Origin of the sequence: Streptomyces sp. Go-475, assembly GCF_003330845.1 — a bacterium.
GTDB lineage: Bacteria > Actinomycetota > Actinomycetes > Streptomycetales > Streptomycetaceae > Streptomyces.
The window spans coordinates 3,239,565-3,256,056 of the sequence record NZ_CP026121.1 but is presented as its reverse complement, the minus strand read 5'-3'; the positions used below and the strand labels follow the sequence as shown (position 1 = coordinate 3,256,056).

The following is a 16,492-nucleotide window of genomic DNA, read 5'->3' as shown; positions in this document are numbered from 1 at the left end:
ACTCAGGTCTCCTCCGCGGCCTGCTCCACCAGCGGGATGATCCGCGGCGGGACGGGGTTCTCCATGACGATCGCCGTGGAGGCCCGGACGATGCCATCAAAACCGACGACCCGGTCGATCACACGCTGGAGATCGGCGTTCGAGCGGGCCACGAGACGGCACAGCATGTCCCCGCTGCCGGTGGTGGTGTGCAGCTCCAGCACCTCGGGCACGGACGCCAAGTGGGCCCGTACATCGGCTCCTTGGCCCTGCCGGATCTGCAGCGTGGCGAATGCGGTGACCGGATAGCCGAGCGCGGCCGGATCCACCTCCGGGCCGAATCCGCGGATGACTCCGTTCGACTGAAGCCGGTCCAGCCGGGCCTGCACCGTGCCCCGGGCCACCCCCAGCCGCCGCGACATCTCCAGCACCCCGATCCGCGGCTCCCGGGCGAGCAGCAGGATGATCCGGCCGTCCAGACGATCGATCGACACAGCAGCCTCCCGAGGTGGTCATCCTGTACAGAAGGACCGATACTTCGGCCGTCTTGCTGAACAGATTGCCCAGCCAAAGCGCAAACTATTGCGCACCTTGCCGAGCGGGGAGACCCTGCGGCTATGACGCAGACCACACACCACACTCCCGACACCGCCCGGCAGGCCGACCCCTTCCCGGTCAAGGGAATGGACGCGGTCGTCTTCGCCGTGGGCAACGCCAAGCAGGCGGCGCACTACTACTCGACCGCCTTCGGCATGAAGCTGGTCGCCTACTCCGGACCGGAGAACGGCAGCCGCGAGACCGCGAACTACGTGCTGGAGAACGGCTCCGCCCGCTTCGTCCTCACCTCGGTCGTCAAGCCGTCCACCGACTGGGGCCACTTCCTCGCCCGGCACGTCGCCGAGCACGGCGACGGCGTCGTCGACCTCGCCATCGAGGTCCCGGACGCGCGCGCCGCGTACGCCTACGCCATCGAGCACGGCGCCCGCTCGGTCGCCGAGCCGTACGAGCTGAAGGACGAGCACGGCACGGTCGTCCTGGCCGCCATCGCCACGTACGGCGAGACCCGCCACACCCTCGTCGAGCGCAGCGGCTACGACGGCCCCTACCTGCCCGGCTACGTCGCCGCGCAGCCGATCGTCGAGCCGCCCGCGCAGCGCACCTTCCAGGCGATCGACCACTGCGTCGGCAACGTGGAACTCGGCCGCATGAACGAGTGGGTCGGCTTCTACAACAAGGTCATGGGCTTCACGAACATGAAGGAGTTCGTGGGCGACGACATCGCCACCGAGTACAGCGCGCTGATGTCGAAGGTCGTCGCCGACGGCACGCTCAAGGTCAAGTTCCCGATCAACGAGCCGGCCATCGCGAAGAAGAAGTCGCAGATCGACGAGTACCTGGAGTTCTACGGCGGCGCGGGCGTGCAGCACATCGCGCTGAACACCAACGACATCGTGCAGACGGTCCGCACGATGCGCGCGGCCGGCGTCGAGTTCCTCAACACGCCCGACTCCTACTACGACACGCTGGGGGAGTGGGTCGGCGAGACCCGGGTCCCGATCGACACCCTGCGCGAGCTGAAGATCCTCGCCGACCGCGACGAGGACGGCTACCTGCTGCAGATCTTCACCAAGCCGGTCCAGGACCGTCCGACGGTCTTCTTCGAGATCATCGAACGCCACGGCTCCATGGGCTTCGGCAAGGGCAACTTCAAGGCCCTGTTCGAGGCGATCGAGCGCGAACAGGCCCGCCGCGGCAACCTGTAGCCGACGGCGCCTCTGGGCCGTGCGGGTGTCACGGGGCACCCGCACGGCCGCGGGGTTCACAGCGTTGGCCCCGGATGCGAACCTGTGATCATGAGCCGTATCGAAGCGCCTAGCGACGACCGGACCGGCAACCTCGTCGACCTGCTGCTCGGCGGCCTCCCCGCCGAGGCGGTGCTCACCGACCCCGACATCACGGCCTCCTACGCCCACGACATGGCGAGCTTCTGCCCGGCCGGCACCCCGGCCGCCGTCGTACTGCCCCGCACGGCCGAACAGGTCCAGCACGTGATGCGCACCGCCACCGCCCTGCGCGTCCCGGTCGTCCCCCAGGGCGCCCGCACTGGACTGTCCGGCGCCGCCAACGCCTCCGACGGCTGCATCGTGCTCTCCCTGACGAAGATGGACCGGATCCTGGAGATCAACCCGGTCGACCGCATTGCCGTCGTCGAGCCCGGCGTGGTCAACGCCGCCCTGTCCCGGGCCGTCGGCGAACACGGCCTGTACTACCCGCCGGACCCCTCCAGCTGGGAGATGTGCACCATCGGCGGCAACATCGGCACGGCCTCGGGCGGCCTGTGCTGCGTGAAGTACGGCGTCACCGCCGAGTACGTCCTCGGACTGGACGTGGTGCTGGCCGACGGGCGGCTCATGTCCACCGGCCGCCGCACCGCCAAGGGCGTCGCCGGCTACGACCTCACCCGGCTGTTCGTCGGCTCGGAGGGCTCGCTCGGCATCGTCGTCCGGGCCGTCCTCGGCCTGCGCCCCAAGCCGCCCGAGCAGCTGGTGCTGGCCGCCGAGTTCGCCTCCTCGGCCGCCGCCTGCGACGCCGTGTGCCGCATCATGGAGGGTGGCCACGTCCCGTCACTCCTCGAACTCATGGACCGTACGACGGTCAAGGCCGTCAACGACCTGGCGCAGATGGGCCTCCCCGAGACCACCGAGGCCCTGCTCCTGGCCGCCTTCGACACCCACGCCCCGGCCGCCGACCTGACCGCCGTCGGCGCGCTGTGCGAGGCCGCCGGCGCCACCCAGGTCGTCCCCGCCGACGACACGGCCGAGTCCGAACTGCTCCTCCAGGCACGCCGCCTGTCGCTCACCGCCCTCGAAGCCGTCAAGGGCGTGACGATGATCGACGACGTGTGCGTACCGCGCTCTCGGCTCGCCGAGATGCTCGACGGGGTCGACCGGATCGCCGAGAAGTACCGGCTCACCATCGGCGTCGTCGCCCACGCGGGCGACGGCAACACCCACCCGACGGTCTGCTTCGACCCGGCGGACCCCGACGAGTCCCGCCGCGCCCGCGAGTCCTTCGACGAGATCATGGCCCTCGGCCTGGAACTCGGCGGCACCATCACCGGCGAGCACGGCGTGGGCGTCCTGAAGAAGGAGTGGCTGGCGCGCGAGATCGGCCCCGTCGGGATGGAGATGCAGCGGGCCGTGAAGCAGGCCTTCGACCCGCTGAACATCCTGAACCCCGGCAAGCTGTTCTGAGGCCGGCGGCTCACTGGGCGAGCAGCTCGGCCAGCTCGTCGTCGAGCCCGAGCCGCTCGCCCTCCGTCCCCGGCGGGACCGCCCGCAGCGTGCGCTCCAGCCACGCCGACACCTGCGCCGCCGGGGCCTCCAGCAGGGCGTCCCCGTCGGGTGAACTCAGCGCCATCAGCACGACACCCCGCCCCTCGCTCTTCGTCGGCCACACCCGCACGTCCCCCTGCCCGCACGGCCGGAACACGCCCTCCACCAGCAGGTCCCGGGCGAACGTCCAGTGCACGGGGTGCGCGGAGTCGACGTGGAAGGTGACGTGCACGGCGTACGGATCGCCGGTGAGGTACCCGAGCCGGGCCGGCACCGTGATCCTGCGCTCCGGCGACAGGACGAGCTTCAGCTCCAGTTCCCGCTCCACCACGTTGTGCATGGCGGTCTTCCCTTCTCCTGACGGCTGCCCTTGCGGGCCGGTCGGGAGGTGAGAGCGGGCGGGGGCCGCGCCATTACGCGCGTTGCCGGAAGTTTTTTCGCAGGGGGACGCGCCGGGGCCGGGCGACGCGTAGCACATCGGTGCTCGAAAGGGGTGGGTCCGGTGGGAGCGGCGGTGGGGGTTGCGCTCGTCTGATAGATGTGGAGGCCCCCATTTGGCCCCCGAGCAGATACGGGACGACGGACATGAGCGCCCCAACCCCGGCCCCCGGTGACGACAGGCCCCGCGAAGGGTATTACCCGGACCCGTCCATTCCTGGATATGTCCGGTACTGGAACGGTGCCTCCTGGGTACCGGGCACCAGCCGTCCGGCGCCCAAGGACGGCGAGTCGCTCGCGCCGCCGCCCGGTGCGGGGGCCCCGGCCGCCTCGGTCGAGGAGACCGGCCCGCACTTCTTCGACGAGGACCCGGTCGAGGACCGCTCCGCCGCGGACGCCCAGCACGGCAGCCGTCCCGAGCCCGCGTCCGCGTGGGGCGCGGACCGCTCCCGCCAGTCCGGTTTCGGCGGCAGCCAGGACCGCCGCGTCTCGTGGGGCGCACCGCAGGGGGCGCAGGGGGCGCACGGCGCCCAGGGCGCCCAGGGGGCTGACCCGAGGGTGGCGCCCGGGGACCGGCAGGACCGGCAGCCTGACGGCGAGTCCGCGGCCCGGGCCGCCGACCAGGAGGAGAGCGCCGCGGCCGCCGGCAGCACGTTCGTCTTCCGCCGCCCGAAGGGCGAGTCCGGGGGCGGGGCAGCGGCCTCCGCCGACCGCCCCGACGAGGGCACGATGACGTTCCGCGCGGTCTCACCGCGCACGGGCCCGGGCGCGTCCCCGACCGCCGGCGACGCACCGCCGGCGGGCCCCGGCGGCAAGTCCGGCGCCGCGGGCTTCGGTTCGCAGGGCCCCGCGGATGCCGCGGGCTCGGTCGGCCAGGGCCGCGGCACCACGGGGGCCGCCTTCGGCGCCCCGGGCACCCCGGGCGGCGCGGCCGGTTCGGGCGGTGGTCCGGCGGGGTCCGGGTTGGGTGGGCAGGCCGGGGCGGCGGGCCGGGGTGGTAACTCCGGGACTTCCGGCGCGGCCGGTTCGGGAGGCGGCCCGGCCGGGTCCGGCTTTGGTGGGCAGTCTGGAGCGGCGGGCCGAGGCGGTAGCTCCGGGGCTTCCGGCTTCGGACCGGCGGGTTCGGGCGGTGCCGGCGGTGCGGGTGGTTCGGCGGGGCCCGCTTTCGGGGCGCAGGCCACCGGCTCGGGTGGTGGTCCGGCAGGGCCCGCCTTCAGCGCGCAGGGCGGTGCCGCCCCCGCCGGGGCCCCGGACCGCCCCGGATTCGGCGCCGGCAAGGCCGCTGCCGCCCGGGCCGCCGCCGCACAGGCCGGTGCGGCCGCGCTGTCCGGACCGCAGGCGGCCCCCACGGTTCCTCCGCAGCCCGGCGGACCGCAGCCCGGCGGGCCGCAGGCCGGTGCCGTCGCCTCCGCCGCCACGCCCCTCAGCCCCGGCCCCGGCGGCGGTCAGTCGTCCTGGGCGCAGCAGGTGCACCGGCTCGCCGGAGCCGGCGGGGACGACGATCAGCCCGTCGCGCCCTGGAAACCCCCGGTCGACGACCCGTTCCAGGCGGCCGCCCGGCGCCAGGCGGCCGCCCGCCCCGCGGGGCTCGGCAAGCGCCTGGTCGCCCGGCTGCTGGACACCGTCGTCCTGGCCGGCCTCACCGCCGTGGCCGCCGTCCCCCTCGGCGGCAAGGCGATCGACCACGTCAACGAGAAGATCGACGCGGCCAAGCTCTCCGGCGAGACGGTCACGGTCTGGCTGCTCGACGGCACCACGTCGGTCTACCTCGGCATCATCCTGGCCGTCCTGCTGCTCGCCGGCGTCGTCTCCGAGGTGCTGCCCACCGCCAAGTGGGGCCGCACCCTCGGCAAGAAGCTGATGGGCCTCGAAGTACGGGACATCGAGGGCCACGATGCCCCGGAGTTCGGCGCGGCCCTGCGCCGCTGGCTCGTCTACAGCGTGCCCGGCCTCCTCGCCGTCGGCCTTGTCGGCGTCGCCTGGTGCCTCTTCGACAAGCCGTGGCGCCAGTGCTGGCACGACAAGGCCGCGCACACGTTCGTCGCGGGCTGAGCGGCCGCCGGGGGCCGGGGGACCGGGCCCGGTGAGCCCGTGCCTCGGACGGCCGTCCGCCGGATGCGGAGCCGAGGGGTTCGCGGTCGACTCGGGCCATGAGCAGTGAACCGCCCCCCGGCTCCGGTCAGCAGCCCCCGGAAGACGACCCGCTCAGAAAACGGCCCCCGAGCGAGCCGCCCGGCGAGGGCACGGGCGGCCCGCACGACGGCAGCGGACTCCCGCCGTACCCCGGCGAAGGCCCTTACGGCGACGGCCCGTACGGCGGTGGTGCTCACGGAGATGGCCCATCCGGTGGCGGCCCGTACGGCGGTGGCCCATCCGGTGGCGGCCCGTACGGCGGTGGACCGTACGGCGGTGGTCCTTACGGCGGTGGTCCCTACGGCGGCGGCCCCTACCCCGACGCCCCCGTCTCCGGCCTGCCCCCGCTCGCCGACGGCGCCAAACGCACCCTCGCCCGCGTCATCGACCTGATCCTCGTCGGCGCCGTCATGTGGCTGCTCACCTGGGGCCTCGGCGTCAACGAGTACGACGTGGACACCGACCGCATCGACGTCGCCCAGTCCCTCTGGCGGTCCGTGGTCGCCGCCGTCCTGTACGTCGCCTACGACACCGTCCTGACCGCCAGGACGGGCCAGACCCTCGGCAAGAAACTGCTGGGCCTCCGGGTGGTCGACCTCGACAGCACCGCCACACCCTCCGCGCAGAACGCGCTGACGCGCGCGGCGGTGCTGTGGCTCCCGGCCACCTTGTGCTGCCCCTGCCTCTGGCTCGTGATCTGCGGCGGCTGGAGCTTCTTCAACGAGCCCTACAAGCAGGGCCTGCACGACAAGGCGGCCAAAACGGTCGTGGTCAGCGCGAATTGAGGCACAGCGGGATCAACTGGCGGTACGGAACAGTACGCAAGGAGCAGCGGGCGGTCAGGAGGCCGCCCGCTCGCGCACCGGCTCCTGGACCGGCGCGGTGACCGAGGCCCGTACGGGCTCCACGGGTGCGGGCTGTTCCACCGCGGCCGGGCGCTTGCCGGGCAGCGGCACCGTCATGGCGACCAGCAGCCCGAGGGCGAGCGCCGCGACGGTGACGGCCGCGATCCCCGCGCCCGAAGTCGTCTGTGACAGCAGCAGCATGGCGAGGGTCGAGAAGATCACGGTGCACGAACCGTAGGCGAGCTGTGCGGCAGTCGGACGGGGCATGGCCATCATGTCCTCGAAAGTGGGGGTCCACGGGGGCGTCGGCCTGGCATTCCGCCAGCTTTCGGGCGTTCCGTCAAGCGACTCTAACCGGCAGCGTGCCCGAGCGGAACGAACGGTAAGCGTGACCTAATCAACAAGGGCGGTGCACAGGGGGCGCACGGAGTCATGACGTCCACCTGGTGGACAGATGTACGCGCCCGCAGGACGGCGGGACCCAGGGTTGGTTGTCCGTAAAACGAACCTCGGATCCGCATAGTGCACTTGTCCTGTGCAAGTCAAGGTCTGTCTTTTCTTCTAAACCTCTAGTCAAATGTCGTCACTTGACTACACGCGTTGATCACGCGCGCGCGGCCCTTCCACGACCGGGACCCCTTCCTTCCGCGCGCTCGGACGCGGGGGAGGAACTCAAGTGACCAGCAGACCCTGGACGTTCAGAGCGGCTGCCATCGGTGTGGCGCTCGCGGCGGCCACCGCCACCCTCTCGGCCCACGGCGTGGCCCAGGCGGACGACCACACCTCCGCTCCCCGGCCCACCACCGTGGACCGGCGCGACCCGGCGGATCACCAGCACGACGAGCACGACCTCGAAGGCCCGCTGAGCAAGACCCAGGAGGCGCAGCGCCAGGAGGCCCTGAACCAGGTCATCTCCGGCAAGGCCACGGTCAGGAACCGTGAGGGCTCGAAGGTCGTCCAGCTCAAGAGCAAGAAGGGCGACAGCAAGTACGTCGAGCTCGGCCGCGAGAAGACCGACAAGATCTTCACGATCCTGGTCGAGTTCGGCGACCAGATAGACAGCCGCTACGGCGGCACCCCGGGTCCCCTGCACAACCAGATACCCAAGCCGGACCGCAAGAAGGACAACTCCACGGCCTGGCGCGCGGACTACGACCGCGAGTACTTCGAGGACCTCTACTTCGGCACCGGCAAGAACACCGAGTCGGTGAAGAAGTACTACGAGAAGCAGTCCTCCGGCCGTTACTCGGTCGAGGGCGAGGTCTCCGACTGGGTCAAGGTCCCCTACAACGAGGCCCGTTACGGCAACAACGCCTGCGGCGACACCAACTGCCCGAGCGTGTGGAACGTCGTCAGCGACGGTCTGAACGCGTGGGTCTCCCAGCAGAAGGCAGCTGGGAAGACCGACGCCGAGATCAAGGCGGACGTCAAGCAGTACGACCAGTGGGACCGCTACGACTTCGACGGCGACGGCGACTTCAACGAGTCCGACGGCTACATCGACCACTTCCAGGTCGTGCACGCAGGCGAGGACGAGTCCGCGGGCGGCGGCGCCCAGGGCGAGGACGCGATCTGGGCCCACCGCTGGTACGCCTTCGGCACCGACGCCGGCGCCACCGGCCCCGAGAACAACAAGCTCGGCGGCGCGAAGATCGGCGACACCGGCATCTGGGTCGGCGACTACACCGTCCAGCCGGAGAACGGCGGACTCGGCGTCTACGCCCACGAGTACGGGCACGACCTCGGCCTGCCCGACCACTACGACACCGCGGGCGGCGAGAACTCCACCGGTTTCTGGACGCTGATGTCGTCCGGTTCCTGGCTGGGCACCGGCAAGAACGAGATCGGCGACCTGCCCGGCGACATGACCGCCTGGGACAAGCTCCAGCTGGGCTGGCTGAACTACGACCGCGCCAAGGCGGGTGTCGACTCCTGGCACAAGCTGGGCGTGGCGGAGTACAACACCAAGCACAAGCAGGCCCTGGTGGTGGAGCTGCCCAAGAAGGCCGTCACCACCCGGCTGGTCACCCCGGCCCAGGGCGCCACCCAGTGGTGGAGCGGCAGCGGCAACAACCTGAAGAACACGCTGACCCGCTCCGTCGACCTGACCGGGAAGACGTCGGCGTCGCTGACCCTCGACGGCTGGTACGAGATCGAGGCCAACTACGACCACCTCTACGCCGAGGTCTCGACCGACGGCGGCGCCAACTGGACCGCCCTGGACGGCACCGTGGACGGCAGGCCGATCCCGCGGGACGGCAGCGACAAGCCGGCCCTGAGCGGCGCGGTCGACGGCTACAAGAAGCTGGCGTACTCCCTGGACGCCTACGCGGGCAAGAAGTTCGACCTGCGCTTCCGCTACCAGACCGACGGCGGCCTGGCGATGAAGGGCTTCACGGCCGACCGGATCGCCGTGACCGCCGACGGCGCCACCGTCTTCTCCGACGACGCCGAGTCCGCGGACGCGGCCTGGACGGCGAAGGGCTTCTCCCGCATGGGCGAGTCCTTCACCAAGGACTACGCGCAGTACTACATCGCGGAGAACCGCCAGTACGTGTCGTACGACAAGACCCTCAAGGCCGGCCCGTACAACTTCGGCTTCACCGACACCCGTCCGGACTGGGTGGAGCACTACGCGTACCAGAACGGCCTGCTGATCTGGAAGTGGGACACCTCCCAGGCGGACAACAACACCAGCGAGCACCCGGGCACCGGTCTGCTGCTGCCGATCGACTCGCACCCGACGCCCATGAAGTGGGCCGACGGCACGCTGATGCGCAACCGCATCCAGAGCTACGACGCGCCGTTCAGCACGTTCCGCACGGACGGCATGACGCTGCACAAGGCGGGCGTGGCGACCCGCATCCCGTCGTCGAAGGGCGTGCCGGTCTTCAACGACCGCACCCACGACTACTACGACGAGTCGAACGACGCCGCCGGCGTCAAGATCACTGACACCAACACCAAAATCAAGATCCTCAAGGAGGCCGGCGACGGCTCGACGATCGAGCTCGAGGTCGGCCCCGCGGTGAAGTAGATCGCGTTTTAGCAGGTCAGAGCATGATCGGCGGTGACCCACTGGCGGGTCACCGCCGATCCGTGTTTAGGTGCGTCCTGTGGCTCGCTTATTGACACCGACCGACACGGGGGTATGACCACATGGCCGCAGGAGGTTTCTGCAAGCTGCCGAACGGCACGGTGGTGGTGGCACTGAACCTGCCCAGCCCCGCCGCCGACGGCTCCGGCGCCGTCCGCGTCCTGGTTCATTCCGCGAACCGCGCCCGAGCCCTGACCAGGCTCCGCAACCTCGGCCTGCGCTCGGTGTACCTGCGCGGCAACGCCGCCCCGCCGACCCCGGACGAGGTCACCGCGGTCCTTCACCACCCCGACGGCCTCATATGGCGCACGGCCCCCGACAACGGTGTCGTCGGCAGCCCGGACCTGGTCCAGGAACTGTGGCGCCCGATCAGGTCACTGCTGCGGCGCCCGGCGACTCCCGCGTAGAGCGCCCGGCAGCCGGAAAATCTCCCCCGGGGCGAACGTTTCCCCCTGCTCCTCCGTCTCAGTAGTGACGGTGCCGTCGAGGGGATGCGGTGGGGGACTGTGCTGGCCGAGGAACAGGATCTTCTCAGCGTCGCGCAGATCCGCCGTGTGAAGGCGGTGCTGGCGCTGGGCGGGGTCCCACGGGACGATCACGCCGACGGCGTGCAGCAGGTGCGGCTCCGCCTGGTCGAACGGCTCGCCCGGGGGGCCGAGGCGCCCCGGGACCTGGGCGCGTGGGCCGTGGCGGTGGCCTCCAACTACGCGGTGGACTGGCACCGCGGCAGGAACCGGCAGGAGCGCGTCAGCGAGCGGCTCAGGACCATGGGCGCGTGGCGGGAGACCGTGCCGGGGCCGGAGGACGAGCTGCTCACGCTGGCCGTCGCCGAGGGCCTCGACGCGCTGCCCGCGCTCCAGCGGCAGGTGCTGATCCTGCGGTACTACGCGGACCTGACCGTGCCCCGGATCGCCGAGGTGCTGGCCATACCCGCCGGCACCGTCAAGAGCCGTCTGCACGCGGCTGTCCGGGCCATGCGGGAACGTCTCGAAGCGGATGCGGTGGTGGAGCGGTGAAGGACGCGCGGTCGGGAGACCCGGAGATGGAGGCCCTCATGGGGGAGAAGCTGAGGTTCATCGGAGGTCTCCTGGAGGAGGACGAGCAGCCGGCCGCAGCCCCGCCCCCGGCGCCGCGCGGCAACCGGGTCCGCAACGCACTGCTGGCGTCCCTGGGCCTCGCGGCGTCCGCGGCGCTGCTCCTCACCCTGTGGGCCCCCTGGTCCTCCCCCGAGGAGACGGAGGCGAAGCCGGACCAGTCGGGGATCGTCGCCTGCTCGAAGCTGATCGTGACGGGCACGGTGAGCGGTACGGAGGCCGCGGGTGACGAAAAGGTGCGCATCCGGCTGAATGTCGAGAAGTATCTCAAGCCCTCGACGGGCCCCGAAAAAACGGAATTCCTGGTACCGCAAGAAGACGGTGCGGCCTACAAAACGGGAGCGCGAGTACTGGTGAGCGTCTCGCGGTTCGACGGCGAGGTGCCGCTGCTTTTCACGGGCGGGGAGATCGAGCCGACGTGGGAATGGATGGAAGCGGAAGCCAGTAATCCTGATGCCCCCGCCTGCTCGGGGCGCGGATAGAAAATATTTCCCTTCCTCGGTGATCTCCCACCTGCTACTGTCGGCGCGATCACAGTCAGGGAAAGATTTCTTTCTGTCTCCGTGGGGGGCTTGTGAAAGTGAAATCAGGGGGATTCCTGCGTGCGCTCGCCGCCGCGGCGGTGATCGGGGCCGTGGCGGGCGGGATCGCCACGGCCTCGGCCTCGGCGGAAGGGTCGTCCTCGGCGGCGGGCTCGTCCGCGCACCGTGACGCGCACCCGGAACGGGTCGTGCACGGCCGGGAGGACTTCAGCTTCAGCACCGTGAACGCGTTGGTGGGAACGTCCCCGGTCCTCGTGCGCGGGACGGTGCTGAGCGCCGAGCCCGGCCGGAAGGTCGGCAGCGCGGAGGAGGGCGGCATCGACCAGGCGCGCAACGTGAAGCTCCGGGTCGACGCCGTGATGAAGAAGAGCGGCTACGAGGTCCCGTCGACCATCACGGTCGAGGAGTGGGGCTGGGACGGGGCCGGCAACGCCTACCAGATGGAGCACCTCACCTGGAGCCAGGTGGGCGACACCGGCTACTTCTTCCTGGACAAGGATGTCATGCTCACGACATGGAGGTACGTGAGCAGTCAGGGCAGGGTCCTGGTCAAGGACGGCCTCACGAAGTCGTCCGCCGACCCTGAGGGGCCGCTGTTCCCGCTCATCGAGGGGCGGACCAACACGGACTTCTACGCGGAGCTCAAGCGGCTGCTCGACCCGGCCAACGCCGGGCAGCTCACCGTCCTGCCGCAGCCCGTGCCGGCCAACGGCGACCAGCAGAACGAGGTGCCGGACGACGGTGCCACCGAGCCGGTGCCGGACGACTCGACGAACGACGGCTCCGAGCCGACTCCGTACCCGTCGTCCACGTGACGCCGCCCGGTCCTGTCCTCGTCTCGCCCCGTCTCGCCTCGCAAGGGAGTAGAACATCGTGAAGAGCTCGCGCAGACTCATGGCCGTGGTGGCGGTGTCCGCGGCCCTCGCCCTGAGCGTGCCGTTCACCGCGCACGCCGGCCACGACGACAACGGAACCGACCCGGACAACCGGAACCAGGCGGTCAAGGGGTTCAGCCTCACCGCCAACGGCACCAAGGCGATGAACCACGGCAAGAGCCAGCTGGAGAGAAGTGTCATCACCACGTCGTGGGGCGGCGGTGACATCGAGGTCTACGACTCCAATTACGGCGACAACGGCTGGCACGGTAAGGCCGACTGCACCGACTGGAACGCGCTGTGGACGTCCTGCGACATCATGCGGGTGCGTTTCAACACCTACCAGTACAAGACGGCGTCCCAATGGAAGAGCCTGGGCTGCCACGAATTCGGCCACACCGGGGATCTCGGCCACCGCAGCAAGAGCAATGACACGGACAACAATTCGTGCATGCGCGTGGAGATCTGGCCGCAGTACTACGACCAGCACGACCTGAACGCCATTAAGGCGGGTACGTGATGTCGAAGGTACTGTGGGTCGTCAGCTGTGCCGCCGTCGCCGCCGCCGCGTTCTTCGCGGTCACCTGGATGCGCACGGGCGGGGAAACCGTCGATGTGGACGCGTTCCGGGAAACAGCCGCGGCGGCGGATTTCTGCGAGGAGGCCGCGCCGCTCGACCTCTCCCGTGCGGAGGAACTGACTCCGCACGATCGCCGGCACGTCATCCAGGACCTTCAGGCCATGGCGCCCGACGGCATCGTCGAGGAATTCGACCGGCTCCTGGAGTGGTACGCGCACCCCGAGGAGGACGAGCGGGACAGGTCGAAGCTGGCCAGCGTCCGCGTCGGCGAGTTCATCGAGCGAAGCTGCGACGACATCAACATCGGAGGAATCCGCGCCTAGCGGTCACCGACGCTCACAGGTCACCGGCGGTCGCCTCGGGCCCACGGCCCGGGGGACCGCCGGACACCTACTGCACGACCGGCTTCCCCGACAGCTCCACGCCCGCTTCCCGCAGCTCCTCCAGGGCCCGCTCGGTGGTCTCCTGGGCCACTCCGGCCGTGAGGTCGAGCAGGACGTGCGTGCGGAAGCCCTCCTTCGCGGCGTCCAGGGCCGTGGCGCGCACGCAGTGGTCCGTGGCGATGCCGACCACGTCGACCTCGGTGACCTCGCGGGAGCGGAGCCAGTCGGCCAGCTTCGTCCCGTTCTCGTCCGTGCCCTCGAAACCGCTGTACGCCGCCGCGTACGCCCCCTTGTCGAACACCGCGTCGATCGACCCGGAGGCGACCGCGGGGGCGAAGTTGGGGTGGAAGCCGACGCCCTCCGTGCCGGCGACGCAGTGCGCGGGCCAGGAGCGGACGTAGTCCGGGTTGGTGGAGAAGTGCCCGCCGGGCGCGATGTGGTGGTCGCGGGTGGCCACGACGTGCTGGTAGCCGGACCCGCCGGCCTGTCCGATCAGCTCGGTGACGGCGGCGGCCACATCGGCACCGCCGGCCACCGCGAGGCTGCCCCCCTCGCAGAAGTCGTTCTGCACGTCTACGACGATCAAGGCGCGGCGCATGGTCGGTGTCCTTCGGCTATGAGGTCGGCAAGCCCGGCCGGTGAACTTCCGAGCCTATTGACTTGGGGGAGGAGACGGGAGGGGCACGGGTCGGCGCATCGCCGCACGCCCGTCCGCCCGGGGCTGTCCGGCAGGCTCTAACTACCCGAAGGCCCCTGGACGTACTCCGTCGGAATGACCGGTTCCCCGCGCGAGAGCTGCGTCGCCGACATCGGCAGGCCCGCGCGCGCCGCCGCGTGCCGGTCGCGCGCCGCGTCCAGCGGTTCGCGGGCCACGACCTCGCCGCCCTTGACCAGCTCCACCAGCAGCTGCCGGTCCGCGAGCCGCCCGGGCACCGGCCCGGTGCCGATCACCTCGGCCTCGGCGACCCCGTGCGCGTCCAGCCGCCGCGCGGCCCACTTGCGTCCGCCCACCGACGTCTTGCCGCCGCTGGACTTCTTCGCCACCGGCACCAGCGGCGCCTTCGGGTCGGCGGACTCGGCCCGCGCGACCAGCTTGTAGACCATCGAGGAGGTCGGGTGGCCGGAGCCGGTCACCAGCTGCGTGCCGACGCCGTAGGCGTCCACGGGCGCCGCCGCCAGCGAGGCGATCGCGTACTCGTCCAGGTCCGAGGTCACGATGATCTTCGTGTCCGTCGCGCCCAGCTCGTCCAGCTGCTGCCGCACCCGGTGCGCCACCAGCAGCAGGTCCCCGGAGTCGATCCGCACCGCTCCCAGCTCGGTCCCGGCGACGTCGACGGCCGTGCGGACCGCCTCGGCGACGTCGTAGGTGTCGACCAGCAGCGTGGTGCCCCGGCCCAGCGTGTTCACCTGGGCCTGGAAGGCGTCCCGCTCGCTGTCGTGCAGCAGGGTGAAGGCGTGCGCGGAGGTGCCGACGGTCGGGATGCCGTAGCGGAACCCTGCGGCCAGGTCGGAGGTGGTCGCGAAACCGCCGACGTACGCGGCCCGGGAGGCCGCCACCGCCGCCAGCTCGTGGGTGCGCCGGGCGCCCATCTCGATCAGCGGCCGGCCGCCCGCCGCCGCCGACATGCGCGAGGCCGCCGCGGCGATCGCGGAGTCGTGGTTGAGGATCGACAGGATCACGGTCTCCAGCAGCACGCACTCGGCGAAGCTGCCCTCGACGCGCATGATCGGCGAGCCCGGGAAGTACACCTCGCCCTCGGGGTAGCCCCAGATGTCCCCGCTGAACCGGTAGCCGGCGAGCCACTCCAGGGTCTGCTCGTCGACGATCTCCCGCTCGCGCAGGAAGCCGAGGACGCCCGCGTCGAAGCGGAAGTTCTCCACCGCGTCGAGCACGCGCCCGGTGCCCGCCACGACGCCGTAGCGGCGCCCGTTCGGCAGCCGCCGGGTGAAGACCTCGAACACGCTCCGCCGCTCGGCCGTGCCCGCCTTCAGGGCCCCTTGCAGCATGGTCAGCTCGTACTGGTCCGTGAAGAGCGCCGTCGAGGGAACATCCACCGGCAGCCCAAGGTCCGCTGTGTTCATGAGCGGGATCGTACCCCCATTTCGTCAGTTTGACGATTTGCATCAAGGTCCCCGGTTTCCAGGCCCGTTTGTGCGACTACCCCCCTCGGGTGGCAGCATGGGCAGTGTGACGTCACCCGCGCCCCTGGAGATCGAACGCACCGAGTCGGCGGAGGAGGTCTTCGCCGTACCCGAGCCGGACGTCCCCTGGGTCACCATCGTCCACAACGACCCGGTCAACCTCATGAGCTATGTGACGTACGTCTTCCAGACGTACTTCGGCTACTCCAAGGACAAGGCCACCAAGCTCATGCTCGACGTCCACCACAAGGGCCGGGCGGTCGTCTCCAGCGGCAGCCGCGAGGAGATGGAACGCGATGTGCAGGCCATGCACGGCTACGGCCTGTGGGCCACCCTCCAGCAGGACCGCAAGTAGCCAGCAGCCCGCCCAGCAGTGAAAAGGCGTTCATGCCCGGAACCTTCGAACCGCTTCCCGGCGGCGGCGCGGCCGTCGCCCTCGACGACGTCGAGATCTCCATCATCCGGTCGCTGGCCGTCCAGCTCCTGGAGCTCATCGGCCCCGGCCCCGCCGCGGACGCCCCCGACGACCCGCTCGCCGAGCTGTTCGCGGAGGGCCCGAGCGAGCCGCCCTCCGACCCGGTGCTCAAGCGGCTCTTCCCGGACGCCTACAGCGACCCCGAGCAGCCCGCCTCGCCCCGGGACGCCGAGGAGCAGCGCGCCTACTCCGCCGAGTTCCGCCGCTACACCGAGAACGACCTGCGGGCCGGCAAGCGGGACAACGCCCTCGCGGTGATCCGCTCCCTGGACGCGCTCGCCTCGGCCTCGGCCGACGAGGGCGGAGCGGTGCTGAAGCTGTCACCGGCGGAGTCGCAGCAGTGGCTCGGCGCCCTGAACGACCTGCGCCTCGCGATCGGCTCGCGCCTGGAGATCACCGAAGAGGAGGACACCGACCTCCTCTACCGGCTCCCGGACGAGGACCCGCGCAAGCCGATGGTGATGGCCTACCTGTGGCTCGGTGGACTCCAGGAGACGCTGGTCGGAACGCTTATGCCCTGATCCGTGGGGATTCCGTGACCGGCGGGTGACCCTTCGGTGTTCGCTCAGAGGAC

Annotated in this window: 18 protein-coding genes; 13 read left to right on the top strand and 5 right to left on the bottom strand. The window is 70.8% G+C overall.

The window, feature by feature from the left end; translation table 11 throughout:
* Positions 1 to 2: 2 nt before the first annotated feature.
* Positions 3 to 473 (bottom strand): Lrp/AsnC family transcriptional regulator, encoded by a 471-nt coding sequence (locus tag C1703_RS14920; RefSeq protein WP_031113178.1) that lies wholly within the window; start codon positions 471 to 473, stop codon positions 3 to 5.
* 123 nt (positions 474 to 596) lie between these two features.
* On the opposite strand from C1703_RS14920, the gene hppD reads away from it, so the two are divergent.
* Both hppD and C1703_RS14910 read left to right on the top strand, forming a co-directional pair.
* Positions 597 to 1,742: a 4-hydroxyphenylpyruvate dioxygenase gene (gene hppD / locus C1703_RS14915; RefSeq protein ID WP_114253113.1), complete on the top strand. Its 1,146-nt coding sequence runs from the start codon at positions 597 to 599 to the stop codon at positions 1,740 to 1,742.
* Positions 1,743 to 1,826: 84 nt separating this feature from the next.
* Complete coding sequence (locus tag C1703_RS14910) at positions 1,827 to 3,233, top strand: FAD-linked oxidase C-terminal domain-containing protein (protein WP_114253111.1); 1,407 nt, start codon at positions 1,827 to 1,829, stop codon at positions 3,231 to 3,233.
* A 10-nt stretch (positions 3,234 to 3,243) separates the two neighbouring features.
* Here the strand turns inward: C1703_RS14910 and C1703_RS14905 are convergent, their stop codons facing one another.
* Complete coding sequence (locus tag C1703_RS14905) at positions 3,244 to 3,654, bottom strand: SsgA family sporulation/cell division regulator (protein ID WP_114253108.1); 411 nt, start codon at positions 3,652 to 3,654, stop codon at positions 3,244 to 3,246.
* Positions 3,655 to 3,899: 245 nt separating this feature from the next.
* On the opposite strand from C1703_RS14905, the gene C1703_RS14900 reads away from it, so the two are divergent.
* Together C1703_RS14900 and C1703_RS14895 are read left to right on the top strand one after the other, a co-directional pair.
* Entirely contained in the window at positions 3,900 to 5,804 is a 1,905-nt protein-coding gene (locus C1703_RS14900; protein ID WP_114253106.1) for an RDD family protein, read from the top strand.
* Positions 5,805 to 5,902: 98 nt separating this feature from the next.
* Positions 5,903 to 6,670, top strand: a complete 768-nt coding sequence (locus C1703_RS14895) for an RDD family protein (protein ID WP_114253105.1) — start codon at positions 5,903 to 5,905, stop codon at positions 6,668 to 6,670.
* Positions 6,671 to 6,724: 54 nt separating this feature from the next.
* Here the strand turns inward: C1703_RS14895 and C1703_RS14890 are convergent, their stop codons facing one another.
* Complete coding sequence (locus C1703_RS14890; RefSeq protein ID WP_114257421.1) at positions 6,725 to 7,003, bottom strand: hypothetical protein; 279 nt, start codon at positions 7,001 to 7,003, stop codon at positions 6,725 to 6,727.
* A gap of 403 nt (positions 7,004 to 7,406) precedes the next feature.
* Here C1703_RS14890 and C1703_RS14885 point away from each other — a divergent pair, with 403 nt between their 5' ends.
* The 7 genes from C1703_RS14885 to C1703_RS14855 all read left to right on the top strand — a co-directional run bounded on the left by C1703_RS14885 (position 7,407) and on the right by C1703_RS14855 (position 13,241).
* Positions 7,407 to 9,767 (top strand): immune inhibitor A domain-containing protein, encoded by a 2,361-nt coding sequence (locus tag C1703_RS14885; RefSeq protein ID WP_114253103.1) that lies wholly within the window; start codon positions 7,407 to 7,409, stop codon positions 9,765 to 9,767.
* Positions 9,768 to 9,889: 122 nt separating this feature from the next.
* Positions 9,890 to 10,234 (top strand): hypothetical protein, encoded by a 345-nt coding sequence (locus tag C1703_RS14880; RefSeq protein ID WP_114253101.1) that lies wholly within the window; start codon positions 9,890 to 9,892, stop codon positions 10,232 to 10,234.
* 84 nt (positions 10,235 to 10,318) lie between these two features.
* Entirely contained in the window at positions 10,319 to 10,843 is a 525-nt protein-coding gene (locus C1703_RS14875; RefSeq protein WP_114253099.1) for a sigma-70 family RNA polymerase sigma factor, read from the top strand.
* Between the two features lie 38 nt (positions 10,844 to 10,881).
* Positions 10,882 to 11,403, top strand: coding sequence for a hypothetical protein (locus tag C1703_RS14870; RefSeq protein WP_157993114.1), 522 nt, complete (start codon positions 10,882 to 10,884; stop codon positions 11,401 to 11,403).
* A gap of 98 nt (positions 11,404 to 11,501) precedes the next feature.
* The gene (locus tag C1703_RS14865; RefSeq protein ID WP_157993113.1) at positions 11,502 to 12,278 is read left to right on the top strand and encodes a hypothetical protein; all 777 of its coding nucleotides are present in this window, start codon (positions 11,502 to 11,504) and stop codon (positions 12,276 to 12,278) included.
* 58 nt (positions 12,279 to 12,336) lie between these two features.
* Positions 12,337 to 12,858, top strand: a complete 522-nt coding sequence (locus tag C1703_RS14860) for a hypothetical protein (RefSeq protein WP_157993112.1) — start codon at positions 12,337 to 12,339, stop codon at positions 12,856 to 12,858.
* Entirely contained in the window at positions 12,858 to 13,241 is a 384-nt protein-coding gene (locus C1703_RS14855) for a hypothetical protein (protein WP_114253091.1), read from the top strand. Before C1703_RS14860 ends, C1703_RS14855 begins: the two co-directional genes overlap by 1 nt.
* Before the next feature lie 67 nt (positions 13,242 to 13,308).
* Here C1703_RS14855 and C1703_RS14850 read toward each other — a convergent pair whose 3' ends face one another.
* Together C1703_RS14850 and C1703_RS14845 are read right to left on the bottom strand one after the other, a co-directional pair.
* Positions 13,309 to 13,899: an isochorismatase family protein gene (locus C1703_RS14850; protein ID WP_037766740.1), complete on the bottom strand. Its 591-nt coding sequence runs from the start codon at positions 13,897 to 13,899 to the stop codon at positions 13,309 to 13,311.
* 137 nt (positions 13,900 to 14,036) lie between these two features.
* Positions 14,037 to 15,383 carry a nicotinate phosphoribosyltransferase gene (locus C1703_RS14845; protein WP_114253089.1) on the bottom strand — a complete coding sequence of 449 codons (1,347 nt, stop codon included), beginning with the start codon at positions 15,381 to 15,383 and terminating at the stop codon, positions 14,037 to 14,039.
* A gap of 97 nt (positions 15,384 to 15,480) precedes the next feature.
* Here C1703_RS14845 and clpS point away from each other — a divergent pair, with 97 nt between their 5' ends.
* Complete coding sequence (gene clpS, locus C1703_RS14840; protein ID WP_010039975.1) at positions 15,481 to 15,798, top strand: ATP-dependent Clp protease adapter ClpS; 318 nt, start codon at positions 15,481 to 15,483, stop codon at positions 15,796 to 15,798.
* A gap of 32 nt (positions 15,799 to 15,830) precedes the next feature.
* Positions 15,831 to 16,439 (top strand): DUF2017 domain-containing protein, encoded by a 609-nt coding sequence (locus tag C1703_RS14835; RefSeq protein ID WP_114253087.1) that lies wholly within the window; start codon positions 15,831 to 15,833, stop codon positions 16,437 to 16,439.
* Positions 16,440 to 16,492 lie beyond the last annotated feature (53 nt).

Excerpts from the sequence above, each read along its gene's own strand:
- hppD (WP_114253113.1), top strand. The coding sequence starts at position 597 with ATGACGCAGACCACACACCACACTCCCGACACCGCCCGGCAGGCCGAC.
- C1703_RS14905 (WP_114253108.1), bottom strand. The coding sequence starts at position 3,654 with ATGCACAACGTGGTGGAGCGGGAACTGGAGCTGAAGCTCGTCCTGTCG.
- C1703_RS14900 (WP_114253106.1), top strand. The coding sequence starts at position 3,900 with ATGAGCGCCCCAACCCCGGCCCCCGGTGACGACAGGCCCCGCGAAGGG.
- C1703_RS14895 (WP_114253105.1), top strand. The coding sequence starts at position 5,903 with ATGAGCAGTGAACCGCCCCCCGGCTCCGGTCAGCAGCCCCCGGAAGAC.
- C1703_RS14890 (WP_114257421.1), bottom strand. The coding sequence starts at position 7,003 with ATGGCCATGCCCCGTCCGACTGCCGCACAGCTCGCCTACGGTTCGTGC.
- C1703_RS14880 (WP_114253101.1), top strand. The coding sequence starts at position 9,890 with ATGGCCGCAGGAGGTTTCTGCAAGCTGCCGAACGGCACGGTGGTGGTG.
- C1703_RS14875 (WP_114253099.1), top strand. The coding sequence starts at position 10,319 with ATGCGGTGGGGGACTGTGCTGGCCGAGGAACAGGATCTTCTCAGCGTC.
- C1703_RS14870 (WP_157993114.1), top strand. The coding sequence starts at position 10,882 with ATGGGGGAGAAGCTGAGGTTCATCGGAGGTCTCCTGGAGGAGGACGAG.
- C1703_RS14855 (WP_114253091.1), top strand. The coding sequence starts at position 12,858 with ATGTCGAAGGTACTGTGGGTCGTCAGCTGTGCCGCCGTCGCCGCCGCC.
- C1703_RS14850 (WP_037766740.1), bottom strand. The coding sequence starts at position 13,899 with ATGCGCCGCGCCTTGATCGTCGTAGACGTGCAGAACGACTTCTGCGAG.
- C1703_RS14845 (WP_114253089.1), bottom strand. The coding sequence starts at position 15,383 with ATGAACACAGCGGACCTTGGGCTGCCGGTGGATGTTCCCTCGACGGCG.
- clpS (WP_010039975.1), top strand. The coding sequence starts at position 15,481 with ATGGGCAGTGTGACGTCACCCGCGCCCCTGGAGATCGAACGCACCGAG.
- C1703_RS14835 (WP_114253087.1), top strand. The coding sequence starts at position 15,831 with ATGCCCGGAACCTTCGAACCGCTTCCCGGCGGCGGCGCGGCCGTCGCC.